Source organism: Desulfosporosinus sp. BICA1-9, assembly GCF_000802135.1.
Genome location: NZ_JUEE01000044.1, coordinates 1 through 20,048, shown reverse-complemented (window position 1 = coordinate 20,048; position 20,048 = coordinate 1). Strand labels below are relative to the sequence as shown.

Genomic DNA, 20,048 nt, shown 5'->3' with positions numbered 1-20,048 from the left:
CTCCACTCCTTTTATTTAACTAATGTTGAAGCGAGTTTAATACCATTTGACGATATGTACATAAGGCCAAGCATCTGATAAAAATCACCATCATGGGTCCCTGGAATATCGAAGGTTTCTACGCCTTTTGTTAAAACGATTACCGAAGAATCCTTATTCTTTCTGTCAAAATCAGCTTGAGCTGTTAAAGCGAAGGAAGAGACACATATATCGGTACAGTCACCGACAACAAGGAATGTGTTGATATCAGGATGAGCATTTATCCATTCTTGAAATTCTTCTTCGAGATAACCATTGATCGAGTTTTTATCGAAGACTCTACAGTGGTCTCTGAATTCATCCACAATTTCTGATTCCTTAGAGTTAAAACCGCAGTGTATTGGATAGCGTTTGTATTCGGGGCTTTCTTTCGTATGGCTATCGGCAAGGGCCAAGATTGGGATACCACAGTCGATACAAAGTTGTATGACCCTCCCTATTTCAGATATAAGTCCTTCGATCCGAGGACTGTAAAGTGCCCCTTCTTTAGCAAACCCTTTAACCATATCGATGACAATGAGTACTGTTTTCTTTGGGTCTAACTCTTTAATGGATAGTTCATCTAAATTGTTAAGAACATCAACTTGTTTGCTTAGGACTTGATTAGCAAGTCCTAAAAAATCACGTTTGTTAAACACATTAATTCCCCCTCAACAGTTTTTCACTATGGAGCCAAGCTCTACGCGGATATGACCTTCTTTGTTAAAACCCATCTTCTTCATCCCAGTTGGGGTTAAATCGATAAAGTTCTGCTGGCTTATAGGCTTTACCCTTCTGGTATTCATTTGTACCAATGACCATCTTTTCAATTTTTTGACGAAAGTTCGCCTTATTAAGCTTCTTCCCGAGAATCACTTCATACGACTTTTGCAATTCGCTCAAAGTAAAAAGTTCCGGCATCAATCCAAAGGCAATATCTGTATACTCAAGCTTGTTCCGCAAGCGTTCAACACTGTACTGAATAATCCGAGAATGATCAAAAGCAATTCCGTTTTTTTCAATGACATCTCGCTCATATTGGATGGTTGTTCCTTTCACAATTTTCGTAATCAGGATAACCGCACTTAGCGTTTCATCGTTGCTTTCAAGTTCAAGTAAAACCCACTTTTTCTGGACAAAGCCGTCGCCTGTCAAAATCTTTTCTTTTTTAAAAACTTTATCTCTCACGGAATACCACTTAGCTTCCGCTGCGTCATCCCCTGCCTGAATTATTACCTTCGTAGAATCAATCAGCGCCATATAAGAAACACTAATCACTCGGGTCCTTGGGTCACGTTTAACTTCACCCCATGTATAAAGTTGTTCCATATATGAACAATCAAGGTTTGTTTCCTCTTTAAGTTCTCTGACCGCTGCATGGTCAATATCTTCTTTTGGATTTACAAATCCTCCGGGTAATGCCCAATGGCCTAAGAATGGATGCCCACCGCGTTTCACCAAAAGAACCTGCAATTCTTTATCAGGTAAGCTTCGTTTATTAACTTCCTCTTCACTTGTTATCGTAAATATTACCGTATCCACAGTAACCGAGGGCCGTTCAAATACACTGGCATCATAGTTGGCTTGAAACTCAGCTTCAGTTAATCCGTTTTTATCCTGAAGACTCATTGAAATCTCCCCTTACTTAGTTATGATATACGACTAACTATGTTAGTATTATTTTAATACTAAGTGTTTCGCGTGTCAATAGTTAGCATTAAAAAGATACTAACTATAAGAAGCAGCCTGAAAAGTTTGACCGGATTCACAAGTACCATTCTTATCCGTATCAAAGGCTTTCAGGCTATCTGAGTCTAGGTAATTCTACGTTGCATAAAACAACAATAATTAAAGGCAATAAGCCTCCACAAATATTTAAAAAATGTAGAGACTTATTGCCTATAATACCTGCATACCAATAGGTTTATGAATTAATAGTTTTTATCAGCGTAACCAACCCAGCCGCCTTCTTTTACAAGTGTCTTGTCAAACTCGCCGACTATGAAATCTAGTTCTTCGGATTGGTCTGATGAAGTTACAATAATCTTATTTTTATCAATGTCGATTGTTATTGAAGTGTCTTTCCCCGCGTAGTGCTCAAAAAGATAGCCCATCTTATCTGTTGGTAGTTCTATGGCGAACATACCGCAATTATACATGTTCTGTCTGAATATTCTAGCGAAGCTTTCAGCAATCACTACATTGATTCCATTCACTTCTAACGCCCATGGAGCATGCTCTCTGGAAGAACCACAACCAAAATTGGCTCTTGTTACAAGCACAGCTTTGTCCTTAATATCTTCTTTATTATTAAATCCAGTAAGAGACAAATCCTCCAATAAATAAGGTTTCAATGCCTCTTTAGCGATTTCAGTAAGATACTTTGCTGGAATGATTTCATCGGTATTGATATCACTTCTATCCAAGAATAAGACTTTTCCGCTAAATTCTTTCATTTTTCCCTCCGATATTTTACGCTTTATACAATTGTGAATTTGATATTTTTCCTTCAATCGCTGAAGCTGCAGCAGTAGCAGGACTCATCAGATGAACTGTACCGCCCTTTCCCATTCTGCCATTAAAATTTCGGTTTGTTGTAGAAGCACAGGCTTCACCATTAGCAAGCACCCCATTACTCATGCCAAGACAAGCTCCGCATGTTGGGTTTGTAACGCAAAAACCAGCGTTCTGGAAAATCTCAAGGATGCCTTCTTTTAAAGCCATGGAATAAATATCCGGAGTTGCAGGGCTTACAATGGCACGAACGTCATCACTTATTTTTTTGTCCTTAAGGATACTGGCAGCAATTCTCAGATCTTCTATACGACCATTGGTACAACTTCCTATATAAACCTGGTCAATTTTTGTACCTGACATTTCATTGACTGTTTTTACTTGGTCTGGTTTGAACCCGAAAGTAACCATTGGTTCTAAATTCGTAACATCATATTCATATACTTTTTCATAGGAAGCATCCGTATCCGAAATCCATTTTGAGTATTCAATCAAAGCGTCTTCCTTTGTGTGAAATTCGTCTTTAATGAATTCCCATAGGTATTCGACTGTTGTCATATCCGGGTAGCATATTCCGCAAGTGCCTCCGGCTTCAATTGCCATATTGCATAATGTCATACGTGATTCCATTGACATTGCATCGATAACCGGTCCAGTAAATTCTATGACCATGTTTGTTGCACCGTTTACAGTCAGTTCTTTAATAATAAAAAGTATCAGGTCTTTTGCATAAACACCTGGTTTTAAGGTGCCATTAAGCACAAATTTAATGGTTTTCGGAAAATGGAAGGCACATACACCCTTAAGTATACCTACTTCAAGGTCAGTCGTTCCGACACCTGCAGCAAAAGCTCCAAACGCTCCATGAGTACATGTGTGCGAATCCCCCATAATAACTGTATAACCCGATCTTACAAATCCTTTTTCAGGGAAGATCGCATGACAAACACCATTTCTTCCGATGTCAAAAAAGTCTTTTATACCATGCCTTTTAGCCCAATCGCGTAGTATCTTTCCCTGTTCAGCAGTTTTAGAATCTTTGGCAGGTGTTACATGGTCTATGACAGCTTTTATTTTCGTGGGATCAAAGACTCTGTCCATTCCCCTTGCCATAAGATCCGTGATTGCAATCGGTGTGGTAATTTCGTGACAGAAAACCCTGTCCAATTTTAAAACGTGGGTATCAGGAAACGGCATGTTTACCCTGTGTGCATCAAATATTTTCTCAGCTATTGTTTTTCCCATCTTCTTCTCCTTGCATATTTTTATCGAAATCTCAAAATTTGTGCTGAGGGTATAAACCTTCTTCCCCATTTTATAATAAATTCTTGGAGGATAAAAGGATAATATTATTCCCATTTATTACTCTTCTTAAACTTGCAGTGATTTAAGGCTTCTTAGCGAATAATTCTTATGGTATAAAATACTGCTAAGGAGAATCTATAAAAGAAGGCTCAGTAAGGATTAAAGAAAGGTAATCTTAGCTGTGTCTAGTGCTGGAAAAATCTTACGCCAAACTTGGGATTTATTTTTGAAAGTTCTAATTTGCCATTTAATATCCACTTAAACTTTACAAGCCACCGTTTTACTGTGAACGGTGGCTTGTTGTTTTCACTTTTTTAATCGCTCATTAAATCACAACAAAAAGACTCAACTGATCACTTTCCGGAATTCCCTTAAAGCAGCCAAATTTTCGAAGTGAATCTATAGTAGCATTCCCGATCTTAGCCCGTTTCTTCACATCCTCTACGGAATTGAAGGGCTTTTCTTGGGCTGCGTTGTATAGACCTTCGGCTGCCACCGTTCCCATGCCGGATATGCTGTTGATAGGCGGCCTTAAGCCCTCCTCCTCGAGCAGGAACTTTGTGGCATGGGATTTGTATAAATCAATGGGCAGGAATTTAAAGCCCCTTTCATACATTTCCAAAACCAATTCCAAGTCATCGTACATATCCTTATCTTTAGGGGTGGCAACGTTACCCAGCTCCTCAATTTCCTTCATTTTAGCCTTAACCTTTTCTTTGCCGAAGATCATAAATTCAGCGTCAAAGGCCTTTGCTCGAATGGTGAAATAGGCTGCGTAATAAGCCTGGGGTATGTGCACCTTAAACCAGGCTATGCGGAAGGCCATCATGACATAGGCAGCAGCATGGGCTTTAGGAAACATGTATTTTATTTTTCGGCAGGAATCGATATACCATTCCGGGACCTTATGCTCCCTCATTAAAGCTTCATATTCGGCCCATTTTTCAGGGTTCGCTAAAGCCTTTCCTTTACGAACCAGCTCCATGATCTTAAACGCCGTATTGGGCGGCAGGCCCTTGCTAATCAAATACGTCATAATATCATCCCGGGTGCAGACGGCTTCACTTAGGGTCACGGTTCCCGCATCGATTAAGTCCTTGAATTACATCCGAGAATATGCTGAAACAGGGGCTGTTAGATTTAAACCCGATGTGAACACAAAAGTATTTTTGCCGAGCGAGGAAGCACTTGTCTTAATAGAAGCGGCATTAGCTACAACAAAGTTAAAAGATGGTTTTAACTACAAGCTACATTCAATCATGCGGAAATTTTTCAGTTTCATCGAAGACAAACATTTGAGCGCAGACGATATATCATCTGATGTTATCAAAGAATTCATTTGCTTTGCCCATGACAGTAATTCTGGAAGCATGGGATACGTTATTTATTCTTTAAGAGTCCTACTTAATTACCTGAGGTCAGTTGAGGCAATAGACCTCAAGTTTGATTTTAATTACTTTGCACCTAAATCAAACCCTAAAAGAATTATTGCAGCATTCTCTAAAGAAGAAATTTCAAGAATTCTAACAAAGATTAACACAACTGCATCCATTGGCAAACGTAACTATGCTATCATCCTACTGGCATGTGGAACCGGTCTTCGTGGAATCGACATTGTGAAACTGAAACTTTCAGATATCGATTGGAAATCTGGCGAAATAAGCATAATTCAAAGCAAAACTGGGAAGCCAGTAAAGCTTCCAATCAATGGTCAAATTAGTAATGCCATAGCTGATTACATTTTAAACGGTAGACCAAAGTCAAATTGTCTAAATATTTTTTAAGGGAAAATGCACCTTTTGTTGGCTTAAAAGGAACATCAACCTTAGATGGAGTCATTGAAAACGCTTGTCTTAATGCTGGAGTTACTAAAAAACCATATCGTTCTTTCCACAGTTTACGAAGAAGCTTTGGAACCTGGATGGCAAAGGAAGAAGTGCCGATCACAACTATTTCCCAAATGCTTGGACATGCTGATATGGATTCAAGTAAGCCCTATCTTTCCTTCGACGAGAAGCAGATGCTTGATCTAAAGGAAGCCATTGGCTATAGCAGAGTTACGTATCAACCACATATAAAAGAATTCATTGTGTTCTGCGGTAATACCTACCCTGAGGCTGTCTGCGTTACCAAAGAAATGGTGGACACATGGCTTCAACAGAAACAATTTCAAACGAATGCAACTCACAATTCTGCCATTTCAAGGCTCAGAGCATTCACAAAGTATCAGGCTGCCATTGGAAAGGATACTTTTGTGCCCGGAGAAGAGTATTCTGTCAAAACGGTACACTATACGCCATATATCTTTACTGATGTTGAATTACGAAAGCTATTTAAAACTTTTGATACCCTACAGCCCCATTTTGAAGCTCCGGAAAGGGAATACATTGTTCCGGTACTATTCAGAATGATGTACTGCTGTGGGATGCGCCCATCAGAGCCGCTTGAACTTTTATATGAAGATGTAAATCTGCAAACAGGAGAAATCTACATCAGACAGTCAAAGAGAAAAAAAGACAGACGAATTCTTATGTCTGAAGATTTGATGAGTCTTTGTCGCAGATATGCTTCTTTTAAGAAACCAAGAACATACTTCTTTGATAGGGTTGACGGAAGCAGATTTCCTACCTATTGGATGACAAACCAGTTCCGAATCTGCTGGCGCAACAGCGGTCTTGTAAAACGTGGTAACCCGAGGCCATATGATCTCAGACACAATTATGCTAAAAGAACAATGATGCGTTGGGTTAATGAAGGCAGAGATGTTATGGCCATGGTGTCATATCTTAGTGCCTATATGGGGCACACAGAATTTTCTGCAACATTGTATTACATACACCTTTTACCTGAAAGATTAATAATGAGTTCAGGCATCGATGGGAAAGATTTTCATGTGTATATCCGGAGGCTGCTAATGAAAAAAATTAAGGATCCGGAGTTGTTTAAAACTATTACTTAATTATAACTTATTAACTTTCAAAAAAGTCCATAGCCAGGAAAGTCCCGTTCCTTGACGTGGTAAGATATATTTTATCTGCGAACTTATTAATGATTCCGAAGCCATAACCGCAGGAAATTTTCGTAGAAAAACCGTTTAGAAAAACCATATTCGGCAGCTTATCCATTTCCATTCCCGGCCCTTCATCCGCTATGGCAACTCGAATACCCTTGTCAATTTTCCGGATCTGCATTATTCCATAGTTGGCATGCTTAATCACATTTGTTGCCGCTTCAGAAACGCAGAGCATTGCGTGATTAATTCTTTCGGGACTATACTTTTCTTGTTCGAGCACTTTATTAATAAATACCCTGGCAGTGTTAACATCACCAGGTTGTAAAATTTTGACTTCCGTTATTAAGTTTCCTTCACAGGATATGGGATTAGATTTAGATTCATTAAGTAAGTTAAATCTCCCTTGGGTTACGGAAAAAATAACGTCTCTATACACATTAAAGATCTTGTCTCGTTCCATTTTGCTCTTCTCCAGATCCTCCTCCAGCATCCTTTTCTCTTTAAATAATAAGTCAGCGGCTTGGTTCATGATTTCTCCAAGAACCTCAAATTCATCGCCTGTTTTAATATTTAGCTTTTGTTGTAAATCCCTGTTTCCCAATTGCCATTCCCTGATACTGAACACTATTTCGTCTAACGGTTTTGTAGACTTCTTGATCGCCTTATTAGTCGTGTAAATAATTAATCTCAATCCGAATATAAACAAAAACAAAGCCCATAATCCAATACCAATATCATGTCTGATCATTCTATTGGCAGTTATCATCACAAATACAAGGCCAAGGGTTTGTCCATTGGTATCTTTAATTGATGCGAAGCCAGTAATAAAAGTGCCCCACTGGCTTGTCTGAAATCCATTGTCAGCAACCCAAGCGGTATTTGCATTTTCCATGACTTCATAGTTACCTACAGCATAATCGTCACCTATGTGGTGATGGTCTTGCGTATCTGCATCTACAACATATTCCCACTTATTTTCCTCGTTTGATTTTCGCATAGTATAAATATATTTAATGTCAGAATTATTGTCCTGAAAAATTTTGAGTAACTGTTGAATTTTACGGTATTCTGCACTATTCTCATCAGTATGTGTTCGTAAGCGGTTATGTTCCTGACCATCGATTAACGATGCTGCGCTCGCCGCTAGATTAGATGCTTCAGCTTGAAACCATTCTTTACTAGATATGTAGTGAAAGATATAATTCGAAACTAATGTCATAAGAAGAATTAAACTGACGTAAATTGCTACCTTGAAAGTCATTTTCCGTCTAATGCTGCTTTGATACCACATTCTAATTTCTCTTATTTTGCCCATCGTATTCTCCTCAAGCTAAGGAAAAATCTCAACTTAACTCTTCTTTATCTGAAAAACTTCTTCACCAAATATTTCCGGCAAACCAAGGATTTCAAAAACCTCAAACACAACTGCCGGAATATTCCTGATTGTCACAATAACTCCTTCAGATGCTAGTTTTCTAAGAATTTTACTTATTGTGCCTATACCCGTAGAATCGACAAACTTAACCATTTCAAAATCCAAAATGACCTCATGCACATCTATAAGCTTACTCAGAGATGTCTGAACCGAATCAACTGTCGAAATATCTAGAACCCCGTCAAATTGAAGCGTAGCTACTTTATTTATGATTTCCGATTTAATTTCAAGCATCATTAACTTATTCCTCCTTCTTATTTCTGGGCAACCCCTTCAAGCTTCAGGTAACCTTCCTCATTCACCCACGCCCGTAAATAACGGTAATTCTCTTGAATGAGGAGACGTTCGGTACCGTGCTCTATTGTTACTACCGGATGTACAAATTTAGCTTCCATGCAGCAATTATCCAGCAACTGAATGTTAACTCCCGAATCACCGGTCGGCGAACCAAGCTCGTATATTTTTATTTTGTCCCGGGCGATAAGCCGACCCCCTCTGACTTTGCCATTGGGGATCAAAATACTGCCTCCAGCTTCCAGTTCCGAAGCAATACTGCCTTGCCCTGTAACAATGATGTCCCCGGTGGTCCTTAAGAGACTGTTTTGCACATAATTTACTGTAATATTAACTTTAGTAGAAATTAGCCACTCTACAGTTTCAACTGCCTTCTGTACATTGGCAATGAGCATCTCAACTTCTGCTTGTTCTTTCATACGCAAAGGCCCTAAGTTGCAAAGTTTATCCTTCAGTTCGGTGGCAACTTCCGAAATCAACGGGTCCAAGGCTTTGTTTACCTCAGATAATGTCTGGACAAAAGCGGTTATTATCTTTGGTATATCTTTGTACTTGAAGTCAATCAACAGTTGAACAAGTTGCCCTTCACCTTTGGCCTGTAGATCAGCAGTGGAAAAAGCCGGCTGACTCTTAAGAATCCTTGCAGCATTGAACATACTTTCCAGACGGTTTTGGAGCACTCGGAGCATCTGCAAGATCTGCTTATAGTTTACTGACAGACCACCCGCTTGGATCCTAGCCGAGATAGCATTTTTATGAATTGCTACTTCCCGGTTGGCATATAGGGTAGCAAGCATGGCATCTCCCCAGACTTCAATGCTTCCCCCGGCATCAACACTAAAATTGTCTAACACACTCCCGGTGATAACAATATTCCCTTTAAAGCTGATGTGTCCTGTATTAATCCCCACATCTCCGATTACAACATAAACAGGATCAACCGATAGATACTTGCGAACGGAGCCGTCCAAAACCGGTTTGCCTGAGATACTAGCCACAGCTACTGTCCCATCGTTAATTAAACGTACTCCACTTTTAATAAGAATTGGTTCATCATTAGGCTGACGTGGAGGTACAGTCTCTCCAGTAACATCGATCCCCGGATATCCAGTTGCTGGGGGTTGTTTTACAGCCAAGACCTCGCCGATTGAAACCGATAACACCTTTCCACTTTGAAAATGACTGTCTTGGTTAGCAACTTGTTTTTGGAAAGTATAAACAATTTGGGAATCCTGTACCCCGGTTGGTTCCTGACCTACCGCAGCCACTATGGAGATTTCTTTTCCTTGAAAAGCAACTGCTTCTTGAATAGCATCTTCTCTAATACCAAAAATGACCTTGCTCTCGTGTAGTAAATTCAGCACTTGCTGGAGCTCGACCTCCGGCCATATTTCCTGTAGGCACATCGCCGAAATGCATACCTCCAACGACCTGGGAACATCTTCAATCGCATTACGTTTACCGGGTTTCTTTTCAAGCCTTAATAAGGCTTTCATTTTGTCTTTTGTTACTTTAAGATCGAGCGAATAAGATGGTTCCATATTAACAACCTGTACTTCAATTTGATCACCTTCATTGACAACAGTAGAACTGGTTATTTTTTCACCGTTTATCAGAACTTCCACATTCGAGCCTCGGCTTATAGTAGGAAATTTACCGTATCCTTTGGGATTACATACTATGACCTGGCCGTTACTAAGCATGACAGTACCGTTTTGGTCCTCGTCATTAGTTTCTTGATCTGTAGACCTGCCGAACTGCCTTTTTGATTTTGCTTTTAGAAAACTACCCCTGTGGGTTTGCTCTTTAATCATTGAGTCTTTATCTATAGCCATGCTTTCACCCCTCAGGATTTATCTCACTTTCAAACACGCAAAGGTAATGTCATCCTCCTGCTGACAATTACCAATATACTGGCTAATATGAAGCGTTAAACTGTCAACGATTTGCTGGGCGTCAAAAAGAGAATTCTTACCTACGATGTCAACAACATTATGTATCCCGAATTGTTCACCGTTAGAGTTAGTCGCTTCTGTTAAGCCGTCGCTATAAAAAAGCACAACATCACCAGCCATTAACTGTACCCCCACTAATTGGTATTTTCTATTTTCAATGCCCCCTATGTAGGGACCTTTTACTTTCAATAACTCATACTGACCGGTTGTGCTATGGAACACAAGCGGTGGAAGATGTCCAGCATTCGATAAAAGAAGAACTTTCTTAACAGGTTCATAAAGAGCATAAAGTAAAGTTACAATAGTCCCTTGCTCAACCAGGTCACCATAAAGCGTTCTATTGATTTCTTCAAGCACCACATGCGGTTGGGCACCACTTTTAGCTACTGTACGTAAAGTTACCCTTGACATAGCCACCCATAAAGCCGCCGGGATTCCTTTTCCCATGACATCCCCTAACGCAATTCCCAATAACTTGTTTTGAGTTCGAAATAAATCCAGATAATCGCCTCCCACTTCATGGGCAGTCATTGATTGAAAGGCAATAGTGTTACCCGCGTGTTGAAGTGCTTTCTTGGGTAAGAAGGAGGTTTGTATTTGCTTAGCGATCTCCAACTCTTTGTTGAGACGCCTTTGGTTAAGAACGGAGAAGTTCCGGTAATTATGTAATCCTAGAGCCAAGTCGGCAGCAATTAAATTAACTGAAGAAATAACATTTTTATCAACAGCCCCGTCAACAGACCAGAGGCAAATAGCTCCAACAACATCCCCATGGCTAGAGAGTGGTTTAGTTAGAGACAATAATCTTTGTTTTTCCATATCTACCTGTGATTCCTGCCACTTCAAAGCTCCCTCTCTTTTCATAGCCTGTAAGGTTGCCTTGAAATCCAGTGTCGGAAGATCAGGGGGCAAGTTGTCCTCAGCTACAGAAAAAGCCAGTCGTTGCTGACCGACTCCGCCGTTAGGCTTAGCCAACCAAATGCTGCAGCAAGATACCTGTAAGTTTCTGCACAGTTGTTCGGCAATCTGTTCAAATACTCCAGGTTCTTCATGAGCCTTAAGCAATAAAGAACAGATTCGGTAAAGGAGTTTGTCCTTCCTTACTTCCGACATCACAGTTCACCTTCTTCTAATATCCGGATTATATAGAAGTCCAGATTAGAAGCCAACTCCATCTCATAAGGAGGATTAATTCTGGTCCCCTGCGAGTTCATCAGCAGCCTCACTCTTGGCCTTGTTGGGTATTTTTTGATGGTCTCAACAACCACAGCTTTCTCCTGCGTATTTAACATGACCAGTGTCCCTACTGGAAAAAGGGCAATGGTATGTATGAAATGCTCTACGACTTCAGGGTCAAAGAATTTCCCGCTGTTGGCAATGATTAATTCCACAGTTTGTAACGACGAAAGGCGTGCACGACCCGCCCTACCGCTGCTTAATCTGTCATATAAATCTGAAACGGTTACAATTCGGGCAAATTCATTAATTTCATCCCCTCGTAACTGTCGAGGATATCCTTGGCCATCGTAGCGCTCGTGATGCTGGAGTGCAACATGAGCAACCTGCAAACTAAAACTTTCGATTTTACGCAAGATATTGAACCCGATAGTCGTATGTTGTTTGAATAACTCTTCTTCATCATCAGTTAACGGCGTAGCCTTAATAAGAATATTTTCCGGGACAGCAATTTTTCCAACATCATGAAATAGCGCGCCAGCTCCAATTATTCTTAATTTATCCTTGTCAAAGCCCATTGTTATGGCGGTAATAAGGGAGAGAATGGCAACATTAACGCTATGCCCAAAGGTGTAATCATTCATCGCACGAATATCAACCAAGTTCACCATCATGTCACGGTTGTTCAGCAACTCATTGATGATATCATTAACCGCCTCATTAATGCTGGCCAGATTAAGAGTAGGATTCAGCCTAATGTTTTCCATAGCTTTTTTAGTAACTTTAATTGCTTCTAACCTGGTCTTTTCGGAAACCACGTCATCGACTTGTAAATCGCCCACGGACTCGTCAACTATATACAGAGCGACTAGCCCTAACTCTTTAAGCCTGTCAATGTATCTTGAAGTTAATATAACCCCGGCGGCCAACAGTGTTTCCCCACTGGCCCCGTAAATGGCTCTGCCTACTTGCATTCCGGGTTCAACCTTTTCAATCGACACAGCCCGCATACCATCACCCTCCGTAGTAATAGAATTCACTCAGGCAACCACTCGAACGCTTCTTTGCCACAGAGATCAGGAACGCCTAAAATCGCAAAAAGCTCAAAGATATATTTGGGTATATTCTTATATCGGACAAACATATTTTGTTCCTTTGATTTCTTAACTATTTCAATAATCCCACCTATCCCGGTTGAATCAACAAAAGTAATACCGCCAAGATTTATCTCAAGGCAATTTATTCCCTCAAAAGAATTCAGACTGGACTTGAAAGCCTCAACTGCGGAAATGTCCAAGACCCCGGATAAATTTAAAATACCTTTATCATCGGCAATATCGGCTTCAATCTTTAAGAACCCTCCATTAATGATTTTGCTGATTTTCTGACTTGCCATTTTCTTAGACATTTGAGAACCATCAAAATCAATGGCCTTAATCGATAGGGCAAGATCATCACGCAAATCTACAATTTTCTTTTCTTCGATCTGATTACCTTGCTGCTTATAAATAAGTACAGTTGGACGTGTGGGCAGTCCGGGTGAAACTGCGATAACTATTCCCATTTCTCCGATGTTTAAGGTTACAGTGGAGTTTTCCGGATAGATATCTAAACAATTCCTGAATGCATGAACAACGTCCGGGGAAAAATTCTTATTTATGCTCAAAAAAATCATTTCTAAGGCGTGATAAGGGGGTAAAGCCCGCCTGTAAGGACGGTCTTCCGTCAGGGCGTCAAAAACATCCGCCAGTGCTACAATCTGGGCGTTTCGGTGAATGTCCTCTCCCTTTAACCCATCTGGATATCCTTGCCCATCCCACCGTTCGTGGTGTTGACGTACCACTTTGACTACTTCCCCAGGTAATTTACTCCAGCGTAACATTTGTTCACCACAAATTGGATGTTGTTTAATTAAGTCAAATTCATACAATGTTAAACCTGATGGTTTATTTAGTATTTCGCTGGGAACGCTTAACTTGCCCCAATCGTGAAGAAGAGCTCCTAGAGCCAAATTGTGAAGCACTTCTTGGGCATAACCCATATGCATCCCAATTACGACCGCCAATAAGGCCACGTTAATGGAATGAATATAAGTAAGCTTATCGTACGTCTCTAGTGTGCTGAAGTTAACAAAAGAGAATGATCCATTTTCCATGTCGATAAGAACCCGGTTTAAAATAACTTTCCCCTTAGATAAATAGTCCACATGAATTAAATTAATTTCGTCATAGAGGTGGTTTAATAAATTCAATGATTTATGATGATCCTTCGATAGAGACATACAAGGCCTATTCGTCCAATTAGAAGTAACACTATAGGCTTCTTGTTTACGGATAGCCTGCAGAATTTCTGGTGAAATAAGTTTGCCCTTTTCTAATAGCAACCTACCATTAGCGTCAAATAAATCCTGTTCTGAAGCTTGTCCTACCGATGTTGATGGAGCTTGTAAAGGTCTAATTCGGAAGTTCATACAACCACCCCCTTATAAAAAGCAAATCGTCACTACCCAGCAGGCAGTGACGAGATTCCCAAAATGCCTGTGTTCGGTAGTCCGGCGATCATCACCCTAAACGTGGAAGACCCGTAACTTTGCGTCCCTAACTTTCGTTAGGTTTGCCTTTTCGCGACTTGGTCGGGATGGAATTTTCATGAATTATAATTAAAGATTACCATAAGATCTTTTAAATTTCAATAAACTTTGACAAATTCCCCTATTGAATTTGATTTGATTGTTAAGCATTTCAACTGAAACGGCCATTAGTTAGGACTGGGACCACAACCGGGTGATGAATTAAACCTTGTGCGTGGTGTTGGCGGTGTCGAATCGTTTACGAAAAGCATGTGGAAAGGTTGTCTTAGATACTGCTACTTAATATTGTACTTGAGCATCACAAATTCTTATTACCATAAAATTGGTACTGCTGTGGGTCAAGCATAGATAATTAAGTGGAGGTCTTGGAAGTGGATAAAAGGGATATTAAATGCTTTCACCTCCGTAAAATACAAAACGCCGTCACATTTTTGAGACGGCTTCAAATAGTTTTGCTTTATACTAGTAAAACGGCCTAAGTATCATGTCTATAAACATCAAATCCTTACCTATCGTTATTATCCACCGGCTGCACCTCAGCCACCCGATATCCCCCGCTCTGCAGTATCCCCAGATCCCGTGCCAAAGTCCCCGAATCACAGGAGACATAGATGATCTGATCCGGCACCAATTCCAGCAATCGCTCCAGCACTCTTTTGTGTGCCCCGGCCCGGGGCGGATCGAGGACGACGATATCCGGACGGTCTGTGATTTGCCGGAAGGTGTCTCATTAAATTACATCAAAAAGACTCATCTGATCACTTTCCGGAATTCCTTTAAAGCAGCCAAATTTCCGAAGTGAATCGATGGTAGCATTCCCGATTTTAGCCCGTTTCTTGACATCCTCTACGGAATTGAAGGGTTTTTCTTGGGCAGCGTTGTATAAACCTTCGGCTGCCACTGTTCCCATGCCGGATATGCTGTTGATGGGCGGTCTTAAGCCCTCCTCCTCGAGGAGAAATTTTGTGGCATGGGACCTGTATAAATCAATGGGCAGGAATGCCTGATGTTTTAGATTATGCAACAAATTTACGAACTTGGCTGGAGCAAATTCCATCCGTTCCTTTAAGCAAACCGCTTAAGCCATACGTTGACTACCTTTATGAGAAGGCATTTCAAGCAAATTGTGTGGAGGCTGATTAAAATGTCGAAACTATATATATACTCAACTGGTCGTATTCAGTCTGAAACTGATATCCTCGAACTTGGGTCGACGATCGAACTGAAATCCGTTTATAAAAGAATAAAGGCTTCTATTCCAAGGGCAAGTGTCGGAGTATATGGTGCTAAAGATTTTGATACTCTACAAAGAACTCATAGAAACCTTGGGCGTTGCAAAATAACAAAGTCAGTTGATGAATTCATGGCACAACTATACGTAAGATGACGGGATAACAACCCGTCTTTTTTTTCGCCCTCCCTATTGAACCCATTATTATAGTCTTTAGGGATATCACATGGGGTGGACAAATCTTTGACCATCACTCCGTTGAAATCTCTTTCCGTTCCTTTTTCTGTCGTGCCTTATCCAGGCGTTCTTGATACATTTCTCGAATCCAAGTACTCACAGGTGCCTTCCATTGTTGGCTTGGGCTGGGGATATTTTTGATCAGACTTCTTGGATTTAATCCCATCTCTCTGGCCATTTTCAGGGTTTCGTCGTTCAGTCTGCATTTCTTTTTTGCTTCAACCCATTCTGCATCCTTTTTTATATTACTAGCCATGTTGCGTTCCTTTCTTCACACAATTTAAATTAGATTAACATCCATTATTTCGTTTTACAGCCCGATACTGCTGTTTGCTGCTGTTTGGCTTGTCAGGAACAGTCATCTCAATCAAGCCAAGTTCCAACGCGGGGCGCAAATAATTGTTGCTGAACGTTGGATGGTGCTTAAGTCCAAGCCACTCCAAAAACTCTTTTGCGAACAGCGTTTCGCTGCCTATGGCGGGCATCAGGCGCTCGACTTGATCGGCAACTTAATCGGTAACTTGCTCGCGAACTTGTTCGGTTTGCATAAGATCATTTAAAGCATCTCGGATCACGCGGAGCATGAATTCAACAAAAGGAGTAGAATCTATATGACATTAAGTAGTTCCAATCACTTGGTCAATCATCTTCAAAAGATAATCAGGGAAATCATCCGTATCATGTTCAACGGATATAAGTCGCTTTTTCATTCTTTTTCCGACGTCGACAGCCTTTTCTTTATTACCATACTTGCAAAGTAACTCCAGTTCATCTATCCTTTCAAACAAGGCTTCTCCACAAGCACTTGCATGTTTGTAACTTAAAAAATCGCCCTTCAAAAACCAACTCAAAGACCTTTCAAAATGCTCAATAATAACATCCGGATTGATACTTACCCTTCTAAGTACCGTATCTTTTCCATGGACTTCTTCGGACAGATCCCTCATCTGAAAATCCATATTAAAACCCTCAAAAGCTGTGAGCGCCCGTCCAAAATCATGTAAAGGAATATCCTTTCCATCTATAACCAGATAAACTTGATTTTCTTCTTCAGCATGTTGAATCCGGCATGTTCCAACGCTATTAAGACTATATCCCTTGTCGATTTGAATTGCATTATCTATAAAATCCCTATCCGACAAATGTGTAAGCGTTTTATATCCAAGACCAATCAATATCTTCTGATGCAAATGTTCGATTGCCACTGCCTGATTTTCTTCAGGCTTTACGAGTATCTCAAACTGATAACCACCCCCCATTTCTTCTGCTTTCCATACGGAAAACCCTGGCACAATCATATTTGAAATCTCAAATCGATGTATAATCCCATCGGCATCATAGCCTGATATAATTTTTTGAAAGTCATCCATCTTGCTTACACCAAGTAACTCAACCATATAATCATTATGACAATCCAAACAGAAATCACCGACATTTGCCACATGAATAGTAGATTCTATTGATTTGCACTTTTTACATTTCATGAATACGGCTCCTTTCAGACGCTTTTATCCTCTAAATCATTCCCGTGAATCATTTAACTCTTCATCATCGCCCTGCTGAGCCTTACGTATGACATTTGGCCCTGTATTACTCCCATGGATCACATATTAATCCATCGACTAAAACACTATACACGCAAGATATTTTCTAACCTTTTATTGATTAATTCCATATCAAAGCTTCTATACCATTGGCTCTGAGCCCACTTCTGCATCGTTTCATAGTCAACATGGTTCGGATCTGCCATGATTTTTAAAAATTCTACGTATCCCGGAATGCCCCCCACATCTTCCGGTGGTGCATTACCTTCCCCCATTAAGCAAACCGGATAGGTTTTATTATACTCAGTATTTGTCCCTCGAATGGTAATTTCGTGCTCCCAGTTGTCGCCGTAATCATAGCAATAAGTTATTTTATAAGGCTGCTTGGCATATTCCGAGAAGTTAACCTCTGAATCTAAACGCATTGGGCAGTCCGGCCTTGGTTCAAAAACTTCTTCAAATTCACTAATCACCTTTGAAACGCACTTACTTGCCTCGTCCAAAATATTAAAATCATACATATGATAACTTTTCCAACCGAAAACTGCTTGTAATATGATATGAAGCTGTTTGAACGTAATATCTACAGGAGTAATAACTCGTCTCCAGGCTGTGTGGCGATCTAAATTCAGCTTGACCATTATATCGACTGCCTCACACTTAACGATCTCTTCCCCGGCAAAAAGCTTGAAATCTCTGTATAAAAGGGCATGTGGGTATGTATAATCAGATTCCTGGGTGATTTTCATGAGTTCATTATTCATCCTTTTGGCAACATTAGTCTGATAAAGTTCCTTTGTTTCTAAGCTATCCTCAAATATGTTTACCCGTTCACAGGCTTTATTGAGGCGAGCAACATATTTAGCACCTCTGGTCTTAGAGAAAACTAACTCTCCAGCTACATGCAAATACCTTTCGATGATTTCGCTCTTTATTTGCTCATCTCTCAAGCAATTTCTAATTCCTTGGATAAGTAACTCATTTATGTGTTTGAAATCTTTTGCTTTCAAACCATGCAGAACAAATCCATATCGATTGCTGTCATTGACTGCGACAAGTGTCTTTCTGCGCTTCACAGTGATCAAATGCACGCTCCAACAAAATAAATCGTTTTCTTCAGTTCCTTTTCCAGGCACTATCCCCATCTCGTCATTTAGTTTTTTTGTACAGCATATTTGCATTTTTTCCCTCCTAAGTCCAAGAACTTAATCATATATCTAGTAGACGAGATTCTAAGCCTTTTTACATGTTCGCTTCGCTATGCTGCACGGGTTATATCCTCCTGTGTACAATTTACCAAGCCTCATTCCCACAAGAGCCGCGAGCTCTTTTATTGTGGTCACTCCCCTGGCAGATAAGGCTGATAATAGAACATTGCCACAGGCGATGGCATCTTCTAAGGCGTTATGATGGGCAAAATCATGGTTTAGAAATTTGAAAACCGTATCAAGTTTATAGTTATCTAAGCCACGCCACGTCTTAAGTGCCGTTTTATAGGTACATAAATAGTACAAAAAAAGAACACTCCAGGTGACTTGTCCGAAGTGTACCCATAAGTTTACGCTATATTGCTCTTAAGGGTGCCTATAGGGAGCAGACCCCTCCCTCGGTCAGTAGTCTCAATCTTTTACTTCGTCTTCCGTCATACCTGTTGCTTTAGCTATCTTTGAAATCTCCATTCCTAAGTCCAAAAGATTCTTCGCAACTTCTGCCCTGTATCGGGTTTTCCGTCATATTGAAATCCCCTCAGTTTTAATTGCTTTACAAAGTATAGAAACGGAAAATGCACCATTTCTTGTCTCACTCTGTGGAATAACCAAAGGTGAAATTACTATGTCATTCTCGAAACCAATTTCCCAGACCAAATCGCTGATTATACGCCTTTGCTCTCGTGATATTGGCCCGGTTTCCAGATATAGATCAAGGTCTGAATCAGTGCTAGCTTCCCCTCGCGCCCGCGAACCAAATAGCCGAACTTCATATAGTGGAATTTTTTCTCCAACACTTTGTTTCACTTTCTTGGATATCTCAATATCTTTATTACCAGTTGCATACATGTTATAGTTCACACTTTGTTCTTCTGGATAATCGCGAGTTACTGATTCTACGATTTTGCCCACTAATGGGTTAGGAATTGTCTCCATCGTGCCAACCCCCTTCTTCCCTTTGTCATATTACACCATACATTGTAAGGTAGAAAAAGCACAGGTCCCAATGCTTTTTCTGCCTTACAATGCTCTCTCATCTTAATAATGGCGAGTGCCTTGTCAGCACAAGTTTCCATTACTAACCACTCCCGTTTAATCGTACCCGGAATCAATCGCCGTAATAGAGGGCAAGAACTCAGGATAGATATCCCCGCTTGGCTGATTCCAATTGCTCGAATGGACATATTCCAAAAAATAAATAAAAACACAGACAGAAAAATTGCGATGTAGTTATTTGAGATAAGTAAAGTAATGGAGGCTTTTGCATCAACACGCGAAGGCCTCCTCTTACTTATTACTTTTATGTTTGGCGTCAATCGCTCGCTGCTGCCTATTAAACTTCTTCAAGAAATTTAACCTGGATCTTACCCTCTAGTAGGTCTTCAAACTTTTGGGCTGCTTCCTTAAAATAAGCTGAACTCCCATGGGCTTTGAAGGCCTCTTTATCCTTATACTTTTCAAAGAAGACTATTTCAGTTGGGTCATTCTTTACCACATGGGGTATGTACATCAAACAGTCCTTTTCCTT

At 40.3% G+C, this 20,048-nt stretch carries 18 protein-coding genes, 4 pseudogenes and 1 riboswitch; of the genes and pseudogenes, 2 read left to right on the top strand and 20 right to left on the bottom strand.

The genetic code is table 11. The features are described 5' to 3' along the window. Positions 1-11: 11 nt before the first annotated feature. The 5 genes and pseudogenes from JL57_RS05535 to JL57_RS05515 all read right to left on the bottom strand — a co-directional run. Positions 12-677, bottom strand: a complete 666-nt coding sequence (locus tag JL57_RS05535) for an isochorismatase family cysteine hydrolase (protein ID WP_291299740.1) — start codon at positions 675-677, stop codon at positions 12-14. Between the two features lie 64 nt (positions 678-741). Next, positions 742-1,647 (bottom strand): NrtR DNA-binding winged helix domain-containing protein, encoded by a 906-nt coding sequence (locus JL57_RS05530; RefSeq protein ID WP_034141060.1) that lies wholly within the window; start codon positions 1,645-1,647, stop codon positions 742-744. Between the two features lie 302 nt (positions 1,648-1,949). Beyond that, positions 1,950-2,474 carry a 3-isopropylmalate dehydratase small subunit 2 gene (locus JL57_RS05525; protein WP_034141059.1) on the bottom strand — a complete coding sequence of 175 codons (525 nt, stop codon included), beginning with the start codon at positions 2,472-2,474 and terminating at the stop codon, positions 1,950-1,952. 16 nt (positions 2,475-2,490) lie between these two features. Further along, positions 2,491-3,777: a 3-isopropylmalate dehydratase large subunit gene (locus tag JL57_RS05520; protein WP_034141111.1), complete on the bottom strand. Its 1,287-nt coding sequence runs from the start codon at positions 3,775-3,777 to the stop codon at positions 2,491-2,493. Positions 3,778-4,162: 385 nt separating this feature from the next. After that, a pseudogene (locus JL57_RS05515) lies at positions 4,163-4,936 on the bottom strand (DNA polymerase III subunit alpha); the annotation flags it as partial. Between JL57_RS05515 and JL57_RS36245 the strand changes: the two are divergent. Both JL57_RS36245 and JL57_RS05505 read left to right on the top strand, forming a co-directional pair. Beyond that, a complete protein-coding gene (locus tag JL57_RS36245; RefSeq protein ID WP_366556983.1) occupies positions 4,821-5,621 on the top strand; it encodes a tyrosine-type recombinase/integrase in 801 nt (266 codons plus the stop codon). The pseudogene JL57_RS05515 and the gene JL57_RS36245 overlap by 116 nt on opposite strands. After that, on the top strand, positions 5,603-6,796 hold the full coding sequence (locus JL57_RS05505) for a tyrosine-type recombinase/integrase (RefSeq protein ID WP_034141056.1): 1,194 nt from the start codon (positions 5,603-5,605) through the stop codon (positions 6,794-6,796). The genes JL57_RS36245 and JL57_RS05505 overlap by 19 nt, the downstream gene beginning before the upstream one ends. A gap of 10 nt (positions 6,797-6,806) precedes the next feature. Here the strand turns inward: JL57_RS05505 and JL57_RS05500 are convergent, their stop codons facing one another. The 15 genes and pseudogenes from JL57_RS05500 to JL57_RS05430 all read right to left on the bottom strand — a co-directional run. Then, positions 6,807-8,165, bottom strand: coding sequence for an ATP-binding protein (locus JL57_RS05500; protein ID WP_034141055.1), 1,359 nt, complete (start codon positions 8,163-8,165; stop codon positions 6,807-6,809). Positions 8,166-8,198: 33 nt separating this feature from the next. Next, entirely contained in the window at positions 8,199-8,522 is a 324-nt protein-coding gene (locus JL57_RS33570) for an STAS domain-containing protein (protein ID WP_291299739.1), read from the bottom strand. 17 nt (positions 8,523-8,539) lie between these two features. Continuing rightward, positions 8,540-10,414 (bottom strand): DUF342 domain-containing protein, encoded by a 1,875-nt coding sequence (locus JL57_RS05490; protein ID WP_034141054.1) that lies wholly within the window; start codon positions 10,412-10,414, stop codon positions 8,540-8,542. An 18-nt stretch (positions 10,415-10,432) separates the two neighbouring features. After that, on the bottom strand, positions 10,433-11,647 hold the full coding sequence (locus JL57_RS05485) for a PP2C family protein-serine/threonine phosphatase (RefSeq protein WP_034141053.1): 1,215 nt from the start codon (positions 11,645-11,647) through the stop codon (positions 10,433-10,435). Then, positions 11,647-12,720, bottom strand: coding sequence for an HD-GYP domain-containing protein (locus tag JL57_RS05480; RefSeq protein ID WP_034141052.1), 1,074 nt, complete (start codon positions 12,718-12,720; stop codon positions 11,647-11,649). Before JL57_RS05480 ends, JL57_RS05485 begins: the two co-directional genes overlap by 1 nt. A gap of 26 nt (positions 12,721-12,746) precedes the next feature. Next, positions 12,747-14,180, bottom strand: a complete 1,434-nt coding sequence (locus JL57_RS05475) for an HD domain-containing phosphohydrolase (protein ID WP_291299738.1) — start codon at positions 14,178-14,180, stop codon at positions 12,747-12,749. A gap of 72 nt (positions 14,181-14,252) precedes the next feature. Further along, positions 14,253-14,338, bottom strand: a riboswitch (cyclic di-GMP riboswitch). A gap of 467 nt (positions 14,339-14,805) precedes the next feature. Continuing rightward, positions 14,806-15,027 (bottom strand): annotated as a pseudogene (locus tag JL57_RS33565) (23S rRNA (uracil(1939)-C(5))-methyltransferase RlmD); the annotation flags it as partial. Between the two features lie 3 nt (positions 15,028-15,030). After that, positions 15,031-15,300 (bottom strand): annotated as a pseudogene (locus JL57_RS05470) (hypothetical protein); the annotation flags it as partial. Between the two features lie 481 nt (positions 15,301-15,781). Then, entirely contained in the window at positions 15,782-16,024 is a 243-nt protein-coding gene (locus JL57_RS05455) for a hypothetical protein (RefSeq protein WP_034141048.1), read from the bottom strand. A 34-nt stretch (positions 16,025-16,058) separates the two neighbouring features. After that, a pseudogene (locus tag JL57_RS36240) lies at positions 16,059-16,259 on the bottom strand (Fic family protein); the annotation flags it as partial. A 126-nt stretch (positions 16,260-16,385) separates the two neighbouring features. After that, on the bottom strand, positions 16,386-17,252 hold the full coding sequence (locus JL57_RS05450) for a hypothetical protein (RefSeq protein ID WP_034141047.1): 867 nt from the start codon (positions 17,250-17,252) through the stop codon (positions 16,386-16,388). A gap of 146 nt (positions 17,253-17,398) precedes the next feature. Continuing rightward, the gene (locus JL57_RS05445) at positions 17,399-18,493 is read right to left on the bottom strand and encodes a plasmid pRiA4b ORF-3 family protein (protein ID WP_034141046.1); all 1,095 of its coding nucleotides are present in this window, start codon (positions 18,491-18,493) and stop codon (positions 17,399-17,401) included. 51 nt (positions 18,494-18,544) lie between these two features. Further along, a complete protein-coding gene (locus JL57_RS05440) occupies positions 18,545-18,826 on the bottom strand; it encodes a hypothetical protein (protein WP_291299737.1) in 282 nt (93 codons plus the stop codon). A gap of 216 nt (positions 18,827-19,042) precedes the next feature. Further along, complete coding sequence (locus JL57_RS05435; protein ID WP_034141045.1) at positions 19,043-19,456, bottom strand: nucleotidyltransferase family protein; 414 nt, start codon at positions 19,454-19,456, stop codon at positions 19,043-19,045. Between the two features lie 397 nt (positions 19,457-19,853). Then, positions 19,854-20,048, bottom strand: a 195-nt coding sequence (locus JL57_RS05430) for a putative quinol monooxygenase (RefSeq protein WP_034141044.1), incomplete at its 5' end; no start/stop codon positions are given.